The sequence below is a fragment of the Nocardia citri genome (genome assembly GCF_054065835.1).
Genome location: NZ_JBSUQM010000004.1, coordinates 192,844 through 209,487, shown reverse-complemented (window position 1 = coordinate 209,487; position 16,644 = coordinate 192,844). Strand labels below are relative to the sequence as shown.

The following is a 16,644-nucleotide window of genomic DNA, read 5'->3' as shown; positions in this document are numbered from 1 at the left end:
TCCTGTTCGTCGGGGCTTGCCGCGCTGAGCCTCGGCGCGCCAACTATTGTAGGGGTGCACTCGGTGGCGCGGCCGAAATCACACGCAAGCCGCTGTCGCCCGGCTGGTTTCGGTGACGGAGCGATCGGATTACATTCCGGTGTGCGGCGAGTCGTGATCGTGCCGGGTGTCGGGGGCGCCGTTCATCATCCGCAGCATCGGGATTCCTCCGGTGCGCACGAAGATGGTGATCAATGCGGCGGCGAGGGTCAGGAAGGCGATATCGAGCCAGGTGGTGTAGTCCCATCGGATCCCTTCCGCCATCACCATGGCATTGCGCTCGGACGGGATGAGATTTGTTGTGCCGAAGAGGAATTCGACGACATACCCGGCGCCGACCATGGCGGTGTAGAAAATCGCGAGCAGGGTGAGGGTCATGCGGGTGCCGTAGTACTTGCGGTAGATATTGAGGATCGGCAGGATCAGCAGGTCGGCGTAGATGAAGGCGATTACGCCGCCGAAACTGATGCCGCCGTTCCACAGCACCGCGGCCAGCGGCACATTGCCGATAGAGCAGACAAACGACAGGATCGCCACCAGCGGCCCGACGATCGGTCCCCAAATGGCCGACAGCAGTGGATGATCGGTGAGGAAGAAGTTCTGCCAGAACGTCTCCGGCACCCACGCACCGATCGCGCCCGCGATGAGCAGACCGAGGACGAGATCGCGCAGAATCGCGGCCCATTCCATCACGAATACGTGGGAGACCGCGGTCAGCCCCGGCCGCGAGAGCAGCCTTCGCGCGAAGGAGCCTTCGGCGGCGACCGCCATATCCATGGCCGCGTGGCCCTCCATCGATCCGGCGTGTCCGCGATCGGCTTGGCGGCGGGCCTCGTCGACGAGCTCGGACCGCACGAATACTCGGAAAAGCACCGCGAGCAGCACGATCATGACGGGTCCACCGACGAATTCGGCGGCGGTGAACTGCCAGCCCATCAAAAGCGCCAAGATGATGCCGAGTTCGATGACGAGATTGGTGGAGCCGATTTCGAACGCCATCGCGGCGGTGAAGTTCGCACCTTTGCGGAACAGTGAACGCGCCAGGGCCACGGCCGCATACGAGCACGACGAGGAGGCCGCGCCGAGTCCGGCGGAAATGGCCAGGGTGCGCGGCCGATCGTCGCCCATCAGTCGCAGAATCGTCGACTTACGCACCACCGCCTGCACGACGGCCGAAAGCGCGAAGCCGAGAATAAGAGCCCACAGGATCTCCCAGGTCATCGACCCAGCGAGGGACAACGCGTGCCAGATAGCGTTCACCACAACCTCGTCTCGGTGGGATGCGACTGCTCTGGACGCGAAGCTATACCCCTATCGGGCAACTCGAGCTCAGACGCTGCGCAAGACGAGGACGGTGATTTCGCTGGGCGCGAAGACGCGGAATTGCGGACCCCAGAAACCGGTGCCACGGCTGGTATAGAGCTGGGTTTCGCCGTGGCGGCTCAGCCCCGCGACAACGGGTTGTTCGAGCCGGACCAGATAGTGGAAGGGCCAGATCTGCCCGCCGTGGGTATGGCCGGAAATCTGCAACGCCACCCCGGCCGCGGCGGCCTCGGTGACCTGCCGGGGTTGATGAGCCAGCAGGATGACCGGCGCCTGCGGGTCCGCGCCGGCGAGGGCGGCCGGGAGGTCGGGCCCGTGCCCCGGCAGGGCGACGCCGGTGGGGTCGTCGATGCCCGCGAGCACCAGCCGGTCGCCGCCGCGGGTGATCGTCTCGTGTTCGTTGTGCAGCGGTTGCCAGCCGATCGAGCTCATATGTTCGATCCAGCCCGGGGCGTCGCCGAAGTATTCGTGATTGCCGGTGATGTAGAACCGCCCGAGCGACGCCTCGATCTTGCCGAGCGGATCGACCTGCGGATGCCGCTTCGCGACCGAGCCGTCGGCGAGATCGCCCGCATGGCAGGCGATATCGGGCTGCTGGGCGTTCACCACGTCGACCACCTTTTCCGACCAGCGCGATCGGTCGAGCGCGGCGTAGTGGGTATCGGTGATGACCACTACGCGCAAACCGTCGAGTCCGGGTCCGAGCCCGCGGATCGTGACGTCGAGGGTACGAACCCGCGGCACCCGGCGCGCCTCGATGACACCCCGGACCGACAGTGCGGCGGCGACCGCCAATACCCCGGCGGCGACGATTCTGGAGCGCGCCGGATCGTCGACTCCGCTGACCGCCAATCCGAGCCCGATCACATCGCCGATCACCGACCAGCTGAAAACCACCCACATCAGGCCGAGCAATGTGTCGCCGACAATGGCTGCCGCATCGTGCTGGCTCGGCCCATGGCCGAGAAATATCGCCGCGGGCAGACATATGAAACCAGCCAGGAATACTGCCGAGCCGAGCCACAACAGCGGCCCATCTGTCGTGGCACCGATCAAGGTCCACCACGGCACCAGGAAAAGTAGGGCGGGAATCGCCAGAAACAGGACGATACGCGGAACGTATTTCACGAATGTTCATTCCTCGCGGGGGGACGGCGCGGCGCACGGTCCCACCACCCGGAGCACCATGGGCGCTGTCGACGATAACAGCGTTGACGCAACCGTGTCGGTCCCGGTAATCCGCGCAGGTCAGCCCAGGCAGGGGAGTCCGCGATACGACGGATCCAGAGCTTTTTGCACGACGTAGCCGACGGTGGGGGATTCCGGTAGCGCGCCATGGTCGAAATCGTCATCCGGGCACAGGTCCTGCACCCAGACATTGTCGACTATTGCCCCGATTCCGGCGGTGAGAAAGGTGGCCTCGGGCGGGGTGACGACCCGATCGACGTGGCTGGCGATAACCGTGTACTTGACTCCGGGCTCGGTATCACCCCTGGCATTGAGGCTGCGCAGGAATTCACTATCGATCAGTTGTTGCGGCGCGGCCGTGCCCAGATATCTCGCGATCAGGCCGAGGACCGGCGCCTGCGCACTACCGGTCGGCAGCAGAAAACCGAGCCCTTCCGCGGTGGTGCCGTGATTGGTCGCCGCGATGGTGACCAGATGGTCGACCTTGTTATCCGCCGGATTTTCCTCATTCGCGCCGCCCTCGAAACGCATGAAATGCCGCACCAGCGGACCGCCCTGGGAATGCGCGACGATATCCACCTTCGGTGCTCCCGTGGCCGCCCGCACCCTATCGACGAATCCCGCGATTTCTCTGGCCGAGCTGCGCATATCCGCGGTGCCGTAGACGCCGGGTTGCGCACCGCGGATGCTGGAAAGCGCGCGCCCATAGCTCAGCGAGAATATGCAGTAGCCCTGCGCTTTCAACTGCGGTGCGAGCACATCCCAGGAGTTCTGATTGCCCCAGGTGCCGTGCACCAGGACAACGGGTTGCGGATGCGCCGCCGACGGGCGACAGGTCCAATCATTGGCGCCGGCCGGTGGCACGCTCCCGTCCGGATGGGCATCGTCGGCGTGCGCCGGAGCGCGCACGCCGACGAGGGTGCCGATGAGTACCGCGGGCACGATAATCGTTAGGAGAAGAAGCAAATTTTTCGCAAACACTGCAGCGCTCCTTCGGTCGCAAATCGGGACCTGCGAACAAAACAAACCATCAGCTCGGTGATCGGGGCCGAAACGACTGTCAATCGCCCGGTAATAGCACTTCAGCGAATATATAGCAAATATATTTGTTCGGTTGGCGAGTCGCGGAAACCGCGAGCGCGCGGTGTCGCGACGGTCCGTGCGCTCGTTCGAGAGGAACCCGAATTCATGTGCAGCACAAAGTATTCGGCAATCGTACTACTCGCCGCGGCCCTGCTCGTGGCCCCGGCCTGCGGATCCGATAACGCACCGACGGTGCCGCGCGGCGAGGTTGTCAGCACCACGCCGGTCGCGCGGCTGTCGGCGGAACAGACCACGACCTATTTGGCCGATGTGAATACCGGCACTCCCGCACGCAATGGCATCGACGCCTATCGCGTCGTCTACCGAACCGTCACTGCGTCCGGTGACCCGACGACGGCGAGCGGTCTCGTTGTCCTGCCGCGCACCGATACCCGGCGGCTGCGGGTCGTCACCTATGAGCACGGCACCCTGGTGCGCAAGAGCGACGCGCCCTCGGTGAACGACACGCGTGGCGATCGGGCCCATACCATCATGTTCGCCGCGGCGGGCTACGCGGCCGTCGCACCGGATTACCTCGGTCTCGGCGAAGGGCCTGGCACACATCCCTACATCCACGCGCCATCAGAGGTCAGCGCCTCGGTCGATCTGCTGCGCGCCGCCCGCACCATCGCCGCCGGACAGCGGCACGACCTGGACCCGGATGTCCTGGTCGCCGGTTTCTCCCAGGGCGGCCAGGCCGCGACGGCGCTCGGCAAGGCGCTACAGGGTGGCGCCGCCCCCGGCTTCGGGCTGGCCGCGCTGGCACCGATCAGTGGCCCCTACGACATCCAGCACGTCGAGACACCCGGCGCCATCGAGGGACGGGTCCTGCCGGCGTTCGCAGTCTTCTATCTCGCCTACTGGATCACCGCCATGAACCGGATCTACCACCTCTATGACCGGCCTGTCGACGCCTTCCAGGAACCCATCGCCGATCGCATCGAACAACTCTTCGACGGACATCAGAACGAGATCACCATCGGCACCGCGCTGCCCGTGCGCCCCGAACTCATGTTGACGCCGAAATTCCTCGCGCTGACACAAGCTCCGACCGGAGCCGCGCGTGAAGCGGTGGCCGCCAGCGACGGCACCTGCGACTGGACCCCACGCGTCCCGGTCCACCTCTACGCCGCCACTGGCGATCGAGTTGTGCCTTTCGCCAATGCCGAACACTGTCTGCAGGCCATGCGCACGGACCGGGCCACCCTCATCGATCTCGGCGATATCGACCACTCAGCCACCGCCCGCGTCGCGCTCCCACAAATCCTCGACTGGTTCCAACGCGAAATTCCAGCCACCTGAAGGAGGGGTGGTGAGGCATTGAACGGCTCGAATCCCATGGTCAGAGGGGGTTGGGGCCCCAGGCTCACAGCGGACTGACAGGAAACGCAAAGGAGGTCCACCGAGACGGCTGTGATACTCCTCGGGTGACAGTGACCAGTGCCCCGGCGTCCCTGCCCGAAACGACCCCACCCGACACGACGCCGCCAGATACGACCCCACCCGCATCCACGACCGAGTTGCCACCGATCCGACGGTGGGAGCGCGTCGGGTTGGCGGTGCTGCTGCTCGGGACGGCGGCGGCCTATCTATGGAATATCACCGTCAATGCCATGGGCAACGGTTTCTATGCGGCGGCGGCCTGGTCGGGCTCGCGGGATTGGAAGGCGCTGCTGTTCGGCTCACTGGATCCCGGGAATTTCATTACGGTCGACAAGCCGCCGGTATCGCAGTGGGTGATGGGACTTTCGGGTCAGCTGTTCGGTTTCAGCAGTGCGAGCATGCTGATTCCGCAGGCGCTCATGGCCGTCGCGACGGTCGCGCTGATATACGGCGCAGTGACCAGGACGGCACAGAGCCGCGGTGCGGGACTGCTCGCCGGTGCCATCTTCGCGGTGACACCGGTGGTGGCGTTGATGTTCCGTTTCAACAATCCCGATGCGGTGATGGTCCTGCTGATGACGGCGGGCGCGTACTGCACGATCCGAGCACTGCGGCAGGCCGGTGTGCGCTGGCTGATGCTGGCCGGTGTCGCGCTCGGCTTCGCATTCCTGGCGAAGATGTTGGAGGGATTGATGGTGTTGCCCGCATTGGGTATCGCCTATCTGATCGTCGCGCCGACAAGTCTGCGCAAGCGGCTGCTGCATCTGCTGGCCGCGGGAGCTGCCCTGATCGTCTCGTCCGGCTGGTATGTCGTGCTGACCATATTGTGGCCGGAATCCTCGCGGCCGTATCTGGCCGGATCGACGAATAACACCTTCATGGATCTGGTGCTCGGATACAACGGATTCGCCCGCTTCCTCGGCCGAAACCACAAGGGCGGCAACCGCTTCGACCTGCCGCCTGGTTACGAAATGCCGCACGGGCCGCCTGGACAGGGCTTCGGCGGTTTCGGTTCGGGACCGTACCGGCTGTTCACCGGCGAAATCGGCTATGAAATATCCTGGCTGCTGCCTGCGGCGATCCTCGCTTTCGTGCTGGTACTGGTATCCAAGTGGCGCGCACCCCGCACCGATCTGGTCCGCGGCGCGGCATTGACCTTCGGCTTGTGGCTGATCATCGACGGCATCGCCTTCTCGACCATGAAGGGTGGCATGCACGCGTACTACACCCTGGCGATCGGGCCCGCTGTGGCGACAATGTTCGCACTCGGTGTGCACGAAATGTGGCTGCGCCGCGCTCACGCATTCGGTCGAATCGGCTCCGCCGCACTCATTCTCACCGCCGGTGTGTGGTCATTCATTGTGCTGCAGCGGAATTCGGATTGGCAGCCGTGGCTGCGTTGGACGATCGTCGCGATCTCGGTGCTCGCGGCAGTCGGTCTGCTCGTCGCATCGCTGCCGGCGGCCGGGCGAGTACGCCTGCGGAACCGAGCGACCTCGGTGCTGGTGATCGCGGGCGTCATCGCCGGTCTCGGTGGTTCGACAGCCTATGCGGTGGCGACGCTGCCACAGTCGCATACCGGCGGCAGCCCGACGGTCGGTCCGGCCAAGGCGCGCAAGCCCGATTCCCAACAGCAATCCGCGATGGGCCGGATCATGGGCGGCAATATCGCGCAGCCGCGGCTGGTGAGTCTGCTGAGCGACACCGATACCCGCTGGTCGGCGGCTGTGGACCGCTCCTCGACCGCGGCCACCCTCGAATTGGCCAGCCACACCGCGGTTATCGCGATCGGCGGCTTCACCTCCGATGATCCGGTGCCTACCCTCGATCAGTTCCAGGAACTGGTCCGCACCCACCAGGTTCGCTATTACCTGGCACAGGAAGTGCAACTGCCTGATTCCTGGCGAGTGCCCAACCAAGGTGATGCCGCGACGCCGACCCCGGAAGATGAGCCGTGGCGACCTATCGGCCATAAGGACATCGGTGACTGGGTCGCCCAGCACTACCAGGCCACCCATATCGGCGATGTCGCGGTCTACGATCTGGCCGCGACACCGAACTGAGGTGTCCGCGCCGGATACCGCCGCGTCCAGGGTCCGAATTCGACTCGGGCACTGCTGATCACGGTGCTGAGCAAGCGATACCAACTCGCGATGATGATCAGCTCCAGGATCTGATCGTCGGCATCGCGTTCGGCGAGTCGCGTCCAGACGGCATCGGAGATATCCCCGGTGTCGTGCAGTTCGTCGGCCAGCCGAACGAGCACGCTGTCCGCGGCGGTCCGGGCCGGATCATCGGCCGGACCGCGTGGGCGGCTTCGATTTGGGCAGTGGTCAGGCCGACCGCGGGCCCCTGGACTTTCGCGCGTAGTCCGCGAGGACCCGGACTGGCTGAGGCAAGTCGGAATCACCACCCGCGGTGCACTTCTCGTGCGACCGGATCAGATCATCGGCTGGCGTGCGCCGACCACTCCGCCGGATCCGGCCGACGATCTCACTCACGCACTCGCCCGAGTGCTCGGCCGCACCGTCGGCTAACCCACTGTGCTGTTTCGGATCGACACGTCGGGGCACCTTATAGGCATCGGGCATCAGCACCGGTGCCTGACGGCGAAATATGAGGTACCACCATGACAGCGGAAGGGCCGTGGGAAATTCCCCCGCTCGACGACGCTCCGGATATCGCCCGCCCTGCCGAGCCGCAGCCGGGAATCACGTTGGCGGACGACAGAAATTGGCCGGGATTCGTCCTGCTGATCGTCGGCGGACTCGTCGCGATCGCCGCCGTGGTAATCGGTGCGGTCGGCTTTGGCGGCACCGCGTTCATCTTCGCGCTCGCCGCAGTCGCCGCTGCACTGACCGGTATCGCCCTCGTATTCGTCGAGCGACACAGCCGTCGTCCACGGCCGCGCGCTCCTCGGCGACCGCTCGTTCCACCCGGTGCCTGACTTATCCTCGGCATTCGACCGTAACCCCATCGCACTGACGAGAACGCGAAATAGCCTGCGTCAGTGGCCTTTACAGGCATCCTCGGCGACGTTCTTGGTGGCATTGAACTTATCGATCGCGGCATTGAGGGTATCGGTCGGCGCGCGTCGGTCGAGGGTGTCGGCCAGGGCGTTGGTGTCGTCGCGGTAGCTGCGCAGCGGGCCCGCGACGGCCAGCGCCACCTCGGAGGTCACTTTCGAGTCGATGGTGCGCGCATTGTTGCGCAACGCGGTCACGGCGTCATTGGCCTTGGCGTTGGTCTCCGGATCGTTGACGCCCTTGTTGTTGCTCGCGTCGATGTAGTCGTTGAAGGTGTGGATCGAGCTGCTGTTCGCGGTGGTGAAGGTGTCGCAGGCGGCGCCGGTCGCGCGTTCGGCCGCCGCCGCGCGTGAGGAGGATGCGGCCACCGACGATGCCGTGACCTCGGAGGCGTATGCGGCCAGTTCGGTCTGGTCGACCTGCGCACTGCCGTTGATCTGCTTCGAGCACGCGCCGATCGTCAGGACACCCACTGCGGTGGCGGTCGCCGCGGCGACGAGGCCGGTCCGCTCTAGTCGTCGCATGTGGTCTCCTTCTCTCCCCTCCGAACGTCCGGCCGCTGGAGGCGCGAAGGAGGCCGGACGTAAAAGACCGTACTTGTTCGCGACCTTCGACGTCAGCCGACCGAACCGATATCGATGACCAACTGATATCGAAAGGACGAAAAAGCACTGGTCAGGAATCGTGCGGTCGGTGCGGATCACACCGGGAACGCGGCGGTTCCGGTGTGATCCGCACCGCGGTGTCAGCGCTGGCCGAGCAGTCCGCGCATGGTGTCGATTTCGGTCTGCTGCGCGGCGACGATCGCGGTGGCGAGTGCCTTCGCGTCCGGATTGACGCCGCCGGCGAGTTCAGTATCGGACATGCTGATCGCGCCGGTGTGGTGCTCGATCATCATCGCCAACCACTGCCGGTCGAAATCGGCGCCGGAAGCCGCCGCCAGTGCATTCATCTGCTCGGTCGACATCACGCCGGGCATATTCGAGGTGCTCGGCATCGTGGTCATACCGGGCATATTCATGGTGGTGGGCATCTGCATGCTGTGCCCGCCATGGCCGGAGTTGGTGGGCGCGGGTTTACCGAAGCTCTCGAGCAATGTGGTGATCTGCTCCATCTCCGGGGACTGCGCCTTCTCGATATCCGCGGCGAGCGCGCGCACCTGCTCGTTCTGGGTGCGGCTCGGGACCAGTCGTGCCATCTCGACCGCCTGCGCGTGGTGCGGGTACATCATCTGCAGGAAGGTCACATCGGCGTCGTTGAAATCGCTTCGGGCAGCGGGCTTTCCGGAACTCATCGGACTCGATGAGGCGCCGTGATCCGTGCCGGGCGAGGTCGATTCCTTGTCATTGCTACAGCCTGCCGCGAAAAGGGCTGCGGCGGTGGTGGTTGCGGCGATGGCGATGGTGATTCGGTTGCGAGTGTTGAACATGTCTGTACTCCTGAGGAATTGCGAATGAACGGCTTTCGGGCAGGCGGCAGCCGCGACCATGGTTACGGGCGCGGCGGGTCTGTCAGATCCGCAGAATCGACAATTCGGCCAGGGACAGCACGGTCCACGGTGGTGCGCGTTCGCGCATCGGCCGCCACTGGCGCGGTTTCGATATGCCGCCACCCGGTCGATCGAGGGTGATCCAGTAGAGCAGGACGAGCATCAAGGCAACCGCGACGGCGGTCAGGATGAAGACGCAGGCGTGCATGCCGCCGTGCGCGTGGCCGCAGCCGTCATCGGTGCAATCCGGTCCGGCGGCCGAGTTGTGGTCGACGGGCAATGCCATGGTCGCCGTGGCGTGGTGGTCGTCGGCGGGTGTGACCGCGAAAACTCCGGCGTGCATGGCGACAATGCCTGCGAGCAGCACCAATACGCCGAGCATCCGGATGAGTCCGGAGGTGCGCGAAGGCGGCTGCGGTTCGACCACAGCGCCATTCTAGAGCGCACCCCACGCCGTCCGCTGATACCCCCCGCCGTATCGGCACCGGCTAGGTATTCGCGATATCGATGACCAGCCGGGTGGGATCGCGCAGCGTGCTGACCTCGAAGGCCGGGCGATCGGTGTGCACCCCGATGAACGATTGGGTCGTGCCCTCGAAGACGCCGCTGCCGTATACGCCCGCGATTACCGGCGCGCTGGGATCGGTGGCTGGATCGGGACCCGAATACGGCGTCACGCCATTGTCGAACGGATAGGCCGATCCGGTGATCTGGATCTCCAGAATCGAGCGGCCCGCGACATCGACGACCTTGCCGCTGCCATCCTGGACGGCCTGCTCGGTGTACTGCGCGATCCAGCCGGGTGTGCCCGCGCCGCCGAGTTCGTAGACCACGCGATCGAAGCCCGCATGATGCCCGATCCGGATACCGGTCACGGTCAAACCCGCGTCATCGGACGGGGTTCCACGTTTGGGCAGCGCATCACGCGGCGCGGTACCGAGCGCATCGGTGAAGGTGCTGGTCGTGCTCGGCCCCGTGGTCGTGGTGTTCGACCTGGATCCGCCGTCGCCACAGCCGACGAGCACCGTCGCGACGGCGACCAGCAGCACCATCCTGTTACGCATGTGGCTGATGGTATTGGCCGCGCCGCACACCGTCGGGGATTTGCGATGACCCGGTGTTTGGCGCCGCGGTATCGCCGACATGCCGGGGTGGCCGCGATCCGTCGGCAACGATCTAGCACACTTGAGGTGTGGGAGATGTCGAGGACGTACTAGGCCGACTGCGGCGGTACCCGGATGTGGAGGCACTGAACCTCTATGCCGTCGATGCCGCCGATCGGCTGATTCTCGATGTCGCCGCCGATGCCATCGATGCCGCTGGCAGCGGCCGGATCACGGTGATCGGCGATGCCTACGGCGCGCTCACCCTCGGCGCGATCGCCGGACACGATCTGCGCGATATCCGGGTCCATCAGGACCTACTCACCGGCGAACTCGCATTGGCCAACAATGCCCGCGCCCTCGGTCTCGCGGATCGTTATGTCGCACACGCGCTTTCCGAAGATTTGCTCGCCGACGCGAAGGTCGTGCTGCTGCGACTACCGCGCATGCTCGCCGGACTGACCGAGGTCGCCGATGCCATCGCCCGCTTTGCCGATCCGGAAGTGGTCGTATTCGCCGGGGGGCGCGACAAATATCTGACCAAGTCGATGAACGATGTACTGGCTGAATCGTTCTCGCGGGTGCGGGCCAGCCGGGGTCGCCAGAAGTCTCGCACGCTATTGGTCAGCGGGCCGAAATCCGTTGCCGCACCGCCATTTCCGGTGCGCGAGCGAATCGACGATATCGATATCGACGTGGTCGCGCACGGTGCCGCGTTTTCCGGCGCCAAGCTGGATATCGGGACCCGATTCCTGTTGCAGCACTTCAAGTGGATGAAACCCGATGCGCGCGATGCCATCGATCTCGGTTGCGGCACCGGCATTCTGGCGGTCGCGCTGGCGAAGGCCCGGCCCGGCATCCGGGTCGTCGGCACCGATCAGTCGGCTGCCGCGGTGGCATCGGCGCGGGCCACCGCCGAGGTCAACGCCGTCGCCGATCGGGTGACCGTGGTGCGCGACGACGCCATGTCCGCGGCCGCCGACAACAGCGCCGATCTGGTGCTGTGCAATCCGCCGTTCCATATCGGCGCGGCGGTGCACACCGGATCCGCGATCAAGATGTTCGCCGAAACCGGTCGGGTACTGCGGCCCGGCGGTGAACTATGGACGGTTTACAACTCGCATCTGAACTATCGCGGCGTGGTCCAGCGGATGGTCGGCCAGACCGAAGTGATCGGCCGCAATCGGAAATTCACGGTGACGCGGTCCGTGCGTGGACTGCGTGACGTCCAGCGGTAGTAGAGTCCGATTTGTCTGTACCGAAGGGTCGCTCGGGAACTCCACCGGGCCGATGCACGTTGGACAACCTAGTTGGATATCGAGCGACCGGCTCGGCATGAGACGGCTCGACTGATCTTTTCGAGCGACCTGCAAGCAGTCGCTAGCGGCCGGCCACGGCGACGTGAGCCACGACTCAGAAAGGCATTCACGGTGCGCACCACCAGCAATCCGGTTTTCAGACAGCTCCCTCGGCAAGAGGGCAGTGGCTATGCCAGCTTCGGGTCAGGGGTGACGGGCGCGGGCCAGATGAGCCAGCAGTACGGCCAGTACCCGCAGTACCCGCAGTATCAGCAGGCCCCGACCACCCGGGCCATGACCATCGACGATGTGGTCACCAAGACCGCCATCACACTCGGTGTGCTCGCGCTGTCGGCGATCGTCTCCTACGGTCTGACGAACGCGAACAACGCGCTCGCACCGCTGTTCGTCTTCGGCGGTGGCCTGATCGGCCTCGTGCTGGTGCTGGTCGCGACCTTCGCCAGGAAGATGGACAACCCGGTCGTCGTGCTCTCGTACGCGGTCTTCGAGGGTCTGTTCGTCGGCGCGTTTTCGTTCATCTTCACGAATATCCAATTCGGCGGCGTCGGTGGCAAACCGCTGATCGCGCAGGCCGTACTGGGCACCTTCGGCGTCTTCGCGGGCATGCTCGTGGTTTACAAGACCGGCGCGATCCGCGTCACGCCGCGCTTCACCCGGATGATCTTCGGCGCGATGATCGGCATCCTGGTCCTGATCGTCGGCAATCTGATCGCCAGCTTCTTCATCGACGGCGGCCTCGGTCTGCGTGACGGCGGCCCGATCGCCATCATCTTCAGCCTGGTGGCGATCGCGGTCGCGGCCTTCAGCTTCCTGCTCGATTTCGATGCCGCAGACCAGCTCATCCGCGCCCAGGCCCCGGAAAAGGCCGCTTGGGGTGTCGCCCTCGGCCTGACCGTCACCCTGGTCTGGCTGTACACCGAAATCCTGCGCCTGCTGAGCTATTTCAATAACGATTAGTCCGACCGCAAAGGCGGCCACCGGAATCCCGGTGGCCGCCTTTGTCGTATCGCGAAACTAGCTCAGGCGCTCGATGACCATGGCCATGCCCTGACCGCCACCGACACACATCGTCTCCAGACCGAACTGCTTGTCGTGGGTCTGGAGGTTGTTGATCAGGGTGGCGGTGATGCGAGCGCCGGTCATGCCGAACGGGTGGCCGAGGGCGATGGCGCCACCGGACACGTTCAGCTTGTCGAGGTCCATATTCAGCTCGCGGGCGGAGCCGAGAACCTGGACGGCGAATGCCTCGTTGATCTCGTACAGGTCGAGGTCGTCGATGGTCATCTCGGCGTGCTTCAGGGTCTTGCGGACCGCCTCGATCGGGCCGAGGCCCATGATCTCGGGGGACAGGCCCGAGACGCCGGTGGCGACAATGCGCGCCAGCGGTGTCAGGCCCAACTCCTCGGCCTTGGTGTCGCTCATGACGACCAGCGCGGCGGCACCGTCGTTGAGCGGGCAGGCGTTACCGGCGGTAATGGTGCCGTCCGGACGGAACACCGGCTGGAGCTGCGAGACCTTCTCATAGGTGGTGCCGGCACGCGGGCCGTCGTCGGTGGTGACCACGGTGCCGTCCGGCAGGGTCACCGGCGTGATCTCCCGCTCGAAGAAGCCGGCCTTGATGGCCGCTTCGGCGCGGTTCTGCGAACGCACGCCCCAGTGGTCCTGATCTTCACGGCTGATGCCGGTGTACTGGGCGACGTTCTCGGCGGTCTGGCCCATGGCGATGTAGACGTCGGGCAGAGTGCCGGCCGCACGCGGGTCGGTCCACACGTCCGCGCCACCTTCGGCGCGTTTGGCGGTGCGTGTCTCGGCCTCGGCGAACAGCGGGCTGTGGGTGTCCGGCCAGCCGTCGGCGGAGCCCTTCGAGAACCGCGATACGGTCTCGACACCAGCGGAGATGAAGACATCGCCCTCACCGGCCTTGATGGCGTGGAAGGCCATCCGGGTGGTCTGCAGCGAAGAGGAGCAGTAGCGGTTCAGGGTGACGCCGGGCACGGTGTCGTATCCGAGTTGCACGGCCACAGTGCGGGCCATATTGAAACCGCCCTCACCGGCGGGCTGGCCGCAGCCCAGGATCAGATCGTCGATCTGGGTGGGGTCGAGGGAGGGCACCTTGTCCAGGGCCGCGCAGACCATCTGGGCCGTGAGGTCGTCCGGCCGCATGCTCACCAGCGAGCCCTTTCCGGCGCGGCCGATCGGCGAGCGAGCATAGGAAACTATGACGGCCTCAGGCATGAGGACTCCTTTGTCGGACGGTTGGGTGCGCCCGGACAGTGTCCGAAACGCGATCTTCGAACCGTTTATTACTTGTGCGTTCGAATCGAATCTACGTCGCGTTCTGATGGACGGGAAGCCGGGGTCGCCTGCGCGAGTGCCTCGATCAGGACCGGCAGCAGCAGACCGGCCGCCAGTTCGTAACCCGCCGCCGACGGGTGGAATCCGTCCTCGGAGAACAGCTGCTCGGGCGCGGCGAAGAACTCCGAGGCCAGCCGATCACCCATGGCCACCGGGATACCGCCGGCCACCGCGGTCGCGACGGATTGGGCCCTGGCCAAGTGCACGCTCCAGTTCCGCACCACGGTCCGCAGCGGCTGCGGAATCGCCGCGACGGTGCCGAGATTCGGACAGGTGCCGACCACCACGATGCTCTCGGCGCGGCGCAAACGGGCCACCGCGGCGGCGAGGCGGCGCGCGGAGGCGCGGACGGAGTGCTTCTTGGTGACGTCGTTGGCGCCGATCAGAATTACCGCGGCATCCGGCGGCGGCCCGGCGATGAACATGGCGTCGACCTGACCGGCCAGACCCTTCGAAGTCGCACCGGAAATGGCCTTGGTACTCAACCGGATTCGCTGTCCGGTGGCCTCGGCGAGGCCGCGGGCGATACGCACGCCCGGAACTTCCTCGGGTGACACGCAACCGACCCCGGCCGCGGTCGAATCACCGAAGATCATCAGATGCACGTCGGCATGCAGACCGGTGCGCCACGGCTGTGGCGCGAGGCAGCCCGCGGTGTAGACGCCGTCGGCCTCGGGCGGTCTCGAGGTATCACGCCCGATGACCCCGCGCGCGACTCCGGCCTGTGCCATGAGCAGCCGATAGGTTGCCCACCATGCGGTCCCGGCGCCGGAACCGGCTAATACGGTTGCGGCACCCGTCGCAGCTGCGGTCTTCCATACTCCCCCGCCTCCCCGCGCCTTTTGCCGGTCGTTGGGGGTCACGGCAGTCGCGTTCCGGGCTGGCGGTTCAGTGCGCCACGGCTGTTGGGGGTACCCAATGAGTTACCAGTGTGCTCTCTAGAGGCATCGCCGCTGGTCATGGTGTGACAGTACCGCGTGTTCTGTGGCCAATTGCCATTTAGTCGTCGAGAATTCGGCTCATGCGTGTCGGGCGGACTACTTCGTCTGTGTGAGGATGTCTCGGCGAACAGCGGGCCGTTGAGATGGTGGGCCGCATACATCAACTCGTCGCTGAACGCGGCGGTCGCGTCGGTGACCAGATATGCCAATTCCATGGCATGCGGGCGGTGTCCTCGACACGCTCGGTCACACCGTGGCGCACGAAATCATCGACCCACCGATACACGTGATCAGTGCCCGAGAGGTCCTGGGATTGCGCGCGTGGAGATTCCGGGCTTCGCTTCGGTCGGTGTGGCCATGACCACTCCCAAGATAGATTCATATGAATCTATCATAAGATTGCGACATGTCTAGCGGCGATGTGAAGTCGGTTGAGCTGCGTTTGGGGTTGCTGTTGCGGCGGGCGCAGCGCCGAGCTGCGGCCGTCGTGGCGACGGCGCTCGCGCCCCTCGACCTCAGCGGACGGCATTTCGGCGTCATGCTGCTCCTCGCCCGCGATGGCACGTCGACACAGAAGCAATTGCTCACCGACCTGGGCAGCGACAAGGCGGGCATGGTGCGCACGGTCGACGAATTGGACCGCCGCGGATTCGTGCGCCGCACCCAGTCACCGCATGATCGGCGCCTGTACCACTTGAGCTTGACGGACGCGGGCCGGGCCACCTTTACGAACGCCCGCGAGCTGGCTGACACCGCAGCACAGGATATCTTCGCCGGGCTGACGCCCGACGAGCGAGCAACCCTCGCCGACCTGCTGTCCCGAGTCGCCGAGCCGCCCGCGTCCTAGCGCGACGATCCGGTGACAGCGATGAAGCCGGGCGTCGCGCGCGAGGACCTCATCATGAAATATCAAGAGGCGGGGACGTCGAACCATCCGCGCACGGGGACGTTGGCGGTATCGGTGGTGACCGTGACCTCGATTCGCCCTGGACCGGTGTCCTGGAATAGGGCGTACTGAATGCTGCCGTAGAGGCCGGTGACCACGTTGTTCTCGTAGCTGCCCGTTGCGCCGGTGTTCAGATTGCGCCATGCGACGGTGGTGTAGACCTCACAGAGCGGGGCCAGCGGATAGTCACCGGGCCCGAGACCCATCGCCGGATCCGCGCGCACATTCAGTACAGCCCGGCCCGGCCACTGCGGACTGGTGTCGGCCCAGGTGTGGATGGTCGTCCAGCAGAGGCCGCCGTGCGCCAGTGTCGGCACCTGTGGAAATTGCACCGTCGCGGCCTGGGCGGGCGCCGCCCCGACGACTCCGGCGGCCACTGCCGCTCCGGCCAGAACTGTCGCGGTACGAGCGATGTTCGGCTGCTTCATATTTGCGATCCTAAGCATGTG

General features: G+C 65.4%; 18 protein-coding genes. 7 read left to right on the top strand and 11 right to left on the bottom strand.

All coding sequences use genetic code 11. The features are described 5' to 3' along the window. Positions 1 to 129: 129 nt before the first annotated feature. The 3 genes from ACW2Q0_RS08965 to ACW2Q0_RS08955 all read right to left on the bottom strand — a co-directional run bounded on the left by ACW2Q0_RS08965 (position 130) and on the right by ACW2Q0_RS08955 (position 3,492). Positions 130 to 1,302 carry a permease gene (locus ACW2Q0_RS08965; RefSeq protein WP_457188102.1) on the bottom strand — a complete coding sequence of 391 codons (1,173 nt, stop codon included), beginning with the start codon at positions 1,300 to 1,302 and terminating at the stop codon, positions 130 to 132. 66 nt (positions 1,303 to 1,368) lie between these two features. After that, positions 1,369 to 2,490, bottom strand: a complete 1,122-nt coding sequence (locus tag ACW2Q0_RS08960) for a metallophosphoesterase (protein ID WP_457188100.1) — start codon at positions 2,488 to 2,490, stop codon at positions 1,369 to 1,371. 120 nt (positions 2,491 to 2,610) lie between these two features. After that, positions 2,611 to 3,492 (bottom strand): esterase/lipase family protein, encoded by an 882-nt coding sequence (locus ACW2Q0_RS08955; protein ID WP_457188098.1) that lies wholly within the window; start codon positions 3,490 to 3,492, stop codon positions 2,611 to 2,613. A 246-nt stretch (positions 3,493 to 3,738) separates the two neighbouring features. Between ACW2Q0_RS08955 and ACW2Q0_RS08950 the strand changes: the two genes are divergently transcribed. Both ACW2Q0_RS08950 and ACW2Q0_RS08945 read left to right on the top strand, forming a co-directional pair. Further along, a complete protein-coding gene (locus ACW2Q0_RS08950; RefSeq protein ID WP_457188096.1) occupies positions 3,739 to 4,935 on the top strand; it encodes a lipase family protein in 1,197 nt (398 codons plus the stop codon). Positions 4,936 to 5,060: 125 nt separating this feature from the next. Next, on the top strand, positions 5,061 to 7,079 hold the full coding sequence (locus ACW2Q0_RS08945) for an ArnT family glycosyltransferase (protein WP_457188094.1): 2,019 nt from the start codon (positions 5,061 to 5,063) through the stop codon (positions 7,077 to 7,079). Here the strand turns inward: ACW2Q0_RS08945 and ACW2Q0_RS08940 are convergent. Continuing rightward, entirely contained in the window at positions 7,052 to 7,282 is a 231-nt protein-coding gene (locus tag ACW2Q0_RS08940) for a hypothetical protein (protein ID WP_457188092.1), read from the bottom strand. The genes ACW2Q0_RS08945 and ACW2Q0_RS08940 overlap by 28 nt on opposite strands. Here ACW2Q0_RS08940 and ACW2Q0_RS08935 point away from each other — a divergent pair. Both ACW2Q0_RS08935 and ACW2Q0_RS08930 read left to right on the top strand, forming a co-directional pair. Further along, entirely contained in the window at positions 7,248 to 7,553 is a 306-nt protein-coding gene (locus ACW2Q0_RS08935) for an aromatic-ring hydroxylase C-terminal domain-containing protein (protein ID WP_457188090.1), read from the top strand. The genes ACW2Q0_RS08940 and ACW2Q0_RS08935 overlap by 35 nt on opposite strands. 92 nt (positions 7,554 to 7,645) lie before the next feature. Continuing rightward, positions 7,646 to 7,963 (top strand): hypothetical protein, encoded by a 318-nt coding sequence (locus ACW2Q0_RS08930; protein WP_457188088.1) that lies wholly within the window; start codon positions 7,646 to 7,648, stop codon positions 7,961 to 7,963. A 60-nt stretch (positions 7,964 to 8,023) separates the two neighbouring features. Here ACW2Q0_RS08930 and ACW2Q0_RS08925 read toward each other — a convergent pair whose 3' ends face one another. From ACW2Q0_RS08925 to ACW2Q0_RS08910, 4 genes are all read right to left on the bottom strand, one after another. Further along, positions 8,024 to 8,566 (bottom strand): hypothetical protein, encoded by a 543-nt coding sequence (locus tag ACW2Q0_RS08925; RefSeq protein ID WP_457188086.1) that lies wholly within the window; start codon positions 8,564 to 8,566, stop codon positions 8,024 to 8,026. A 221-nt stretch (positions 8,567 to 8,787) separates the two neighbouring features. Then, positions 8,788 to 9,471, bottom strand: coding sequence for a DUF305 domain-containing protein (locus ACW2Q0_RS08920; RefSeq protein WP_457188084.1), 684 nt, complete (start codon positions 9,469 to 9,471; stop codon positions 8,788 to 8,790). Positions 9,472 to 9,553: 82 nt separating this feature from the next. Further along, positions 9,554 to 9,958: a DUF6153 family protein gene (locus ACW2Q0_RS08915; RefSeq protein WP_457188082.1), complete on the bottom strand. Its 405-nt coding sequence runs from the start codon at positions 9,956 to 9,958 to the stop codon at positions 9,554 to 9,556. A gap of 61 nt (positions 9,959 to 10,019) precedes the next feature. Beyond that, positions 10,020 to 10,595: an AMIN-like domain-containing (lipo)protein gene (locus ACW2Q0_RS08910; protein WP_457188080.1), complete on the bottom strand. Its 576-nt coding sequence runs from the start codon at positions 10,593 to 10,595 to the stop codon at positions 10,020 to 10,022. 128 nt (positions 10,596 to 10,723) lie between these two features. On the opposite strand from ACW2Q0_RS08910, the gene ACW2Q0_RS08905 reads away from it, so the two are divergent. Next, positions 10,724 to 11,872, top strand: coding sequence for a class I SAM-dependent methyltransferase (locus ACW2Q0_RS08905; protein ID WP_457188078.1), 1,149 nt, complete (start codon positions 10,724 to 10,726; stop codon positions 11,870 to 11,872). A gap of 192 nt (positions 11,873 to 12,064) precedes the next feature. Next, the gene (locus ACW2Q0_RS08900) at positions 12,065 to 12,910 is read left to right on the top strand and encodes a Bax inhibitor-1/YccA family protein (protein ID WP_457188076.1); all 846 of its coding nucleotides are present in this window, start codon (positions 12,065 to 12,067) and stop codon (positions 12,908 to 12,910) included. Between the two features lie 57 nt (positions 12,911 to 12,967). Here the strand turns inward: ACW2Q0_RS08900 and ACW2Q0_RS08895 are convergent, their stop codons facing one another. Beyond that, entirely contained in the window at positions 12,968 to 14,188 is a 1,221-nt protein-coding gene (locus ACW2Q0_RS08895) for an acetyl-CoA C-acetyltransferase (RefSeq protein WP_457188074.1), read from the bottom strand. Positions 14,189 to 14,256: 68 nt separating this feature from the next. Next, positions 14,257 to 15,171, bottom strand: coding sequence for an SGNH/GDSL hydrolase family protein (locus tag ACW2Q0_RS08890; protein WP_457188072.1), 915 nt, complete (start codon positions 15,169 to 15,171; stop codon positions 14,257 to 14,259). 484 nt (positions 15,172 to 15,655) lie between these two features. Between ACW2Q0_RS08890 and ACW2Q0_RS08885 the strand changes: the two genes are divergently transcribed. Next, a complete protein-coding gene (locus ACW2Q0_RS08885; protein WP_457188070.1) occupies positions 15,656 to 16,096 on the top strand; it encodes a MarR family winged helix-turn-helix transcriptional regulator in 441 nt (146 codons plus the stop codon). 62 nt (positions 16,097 to 16,158) lie between these two features. Here the strand turns inward: ACW2Q0_RS08885 and ACW2Q0_RS08880 are convergent, their stop codons facing one another. Next, a complete protein-coding gene (locus ACW2Q0_RS08880) occupies positions 16,159 to 16,623 on the bottom strand; it encodes a hypothetical protein (protein WP_457188068.1) in 465 nt (154 codons plus the stop codon). Positions 16,624 to 16,644 lie beyond the last annotated feature (21 nt).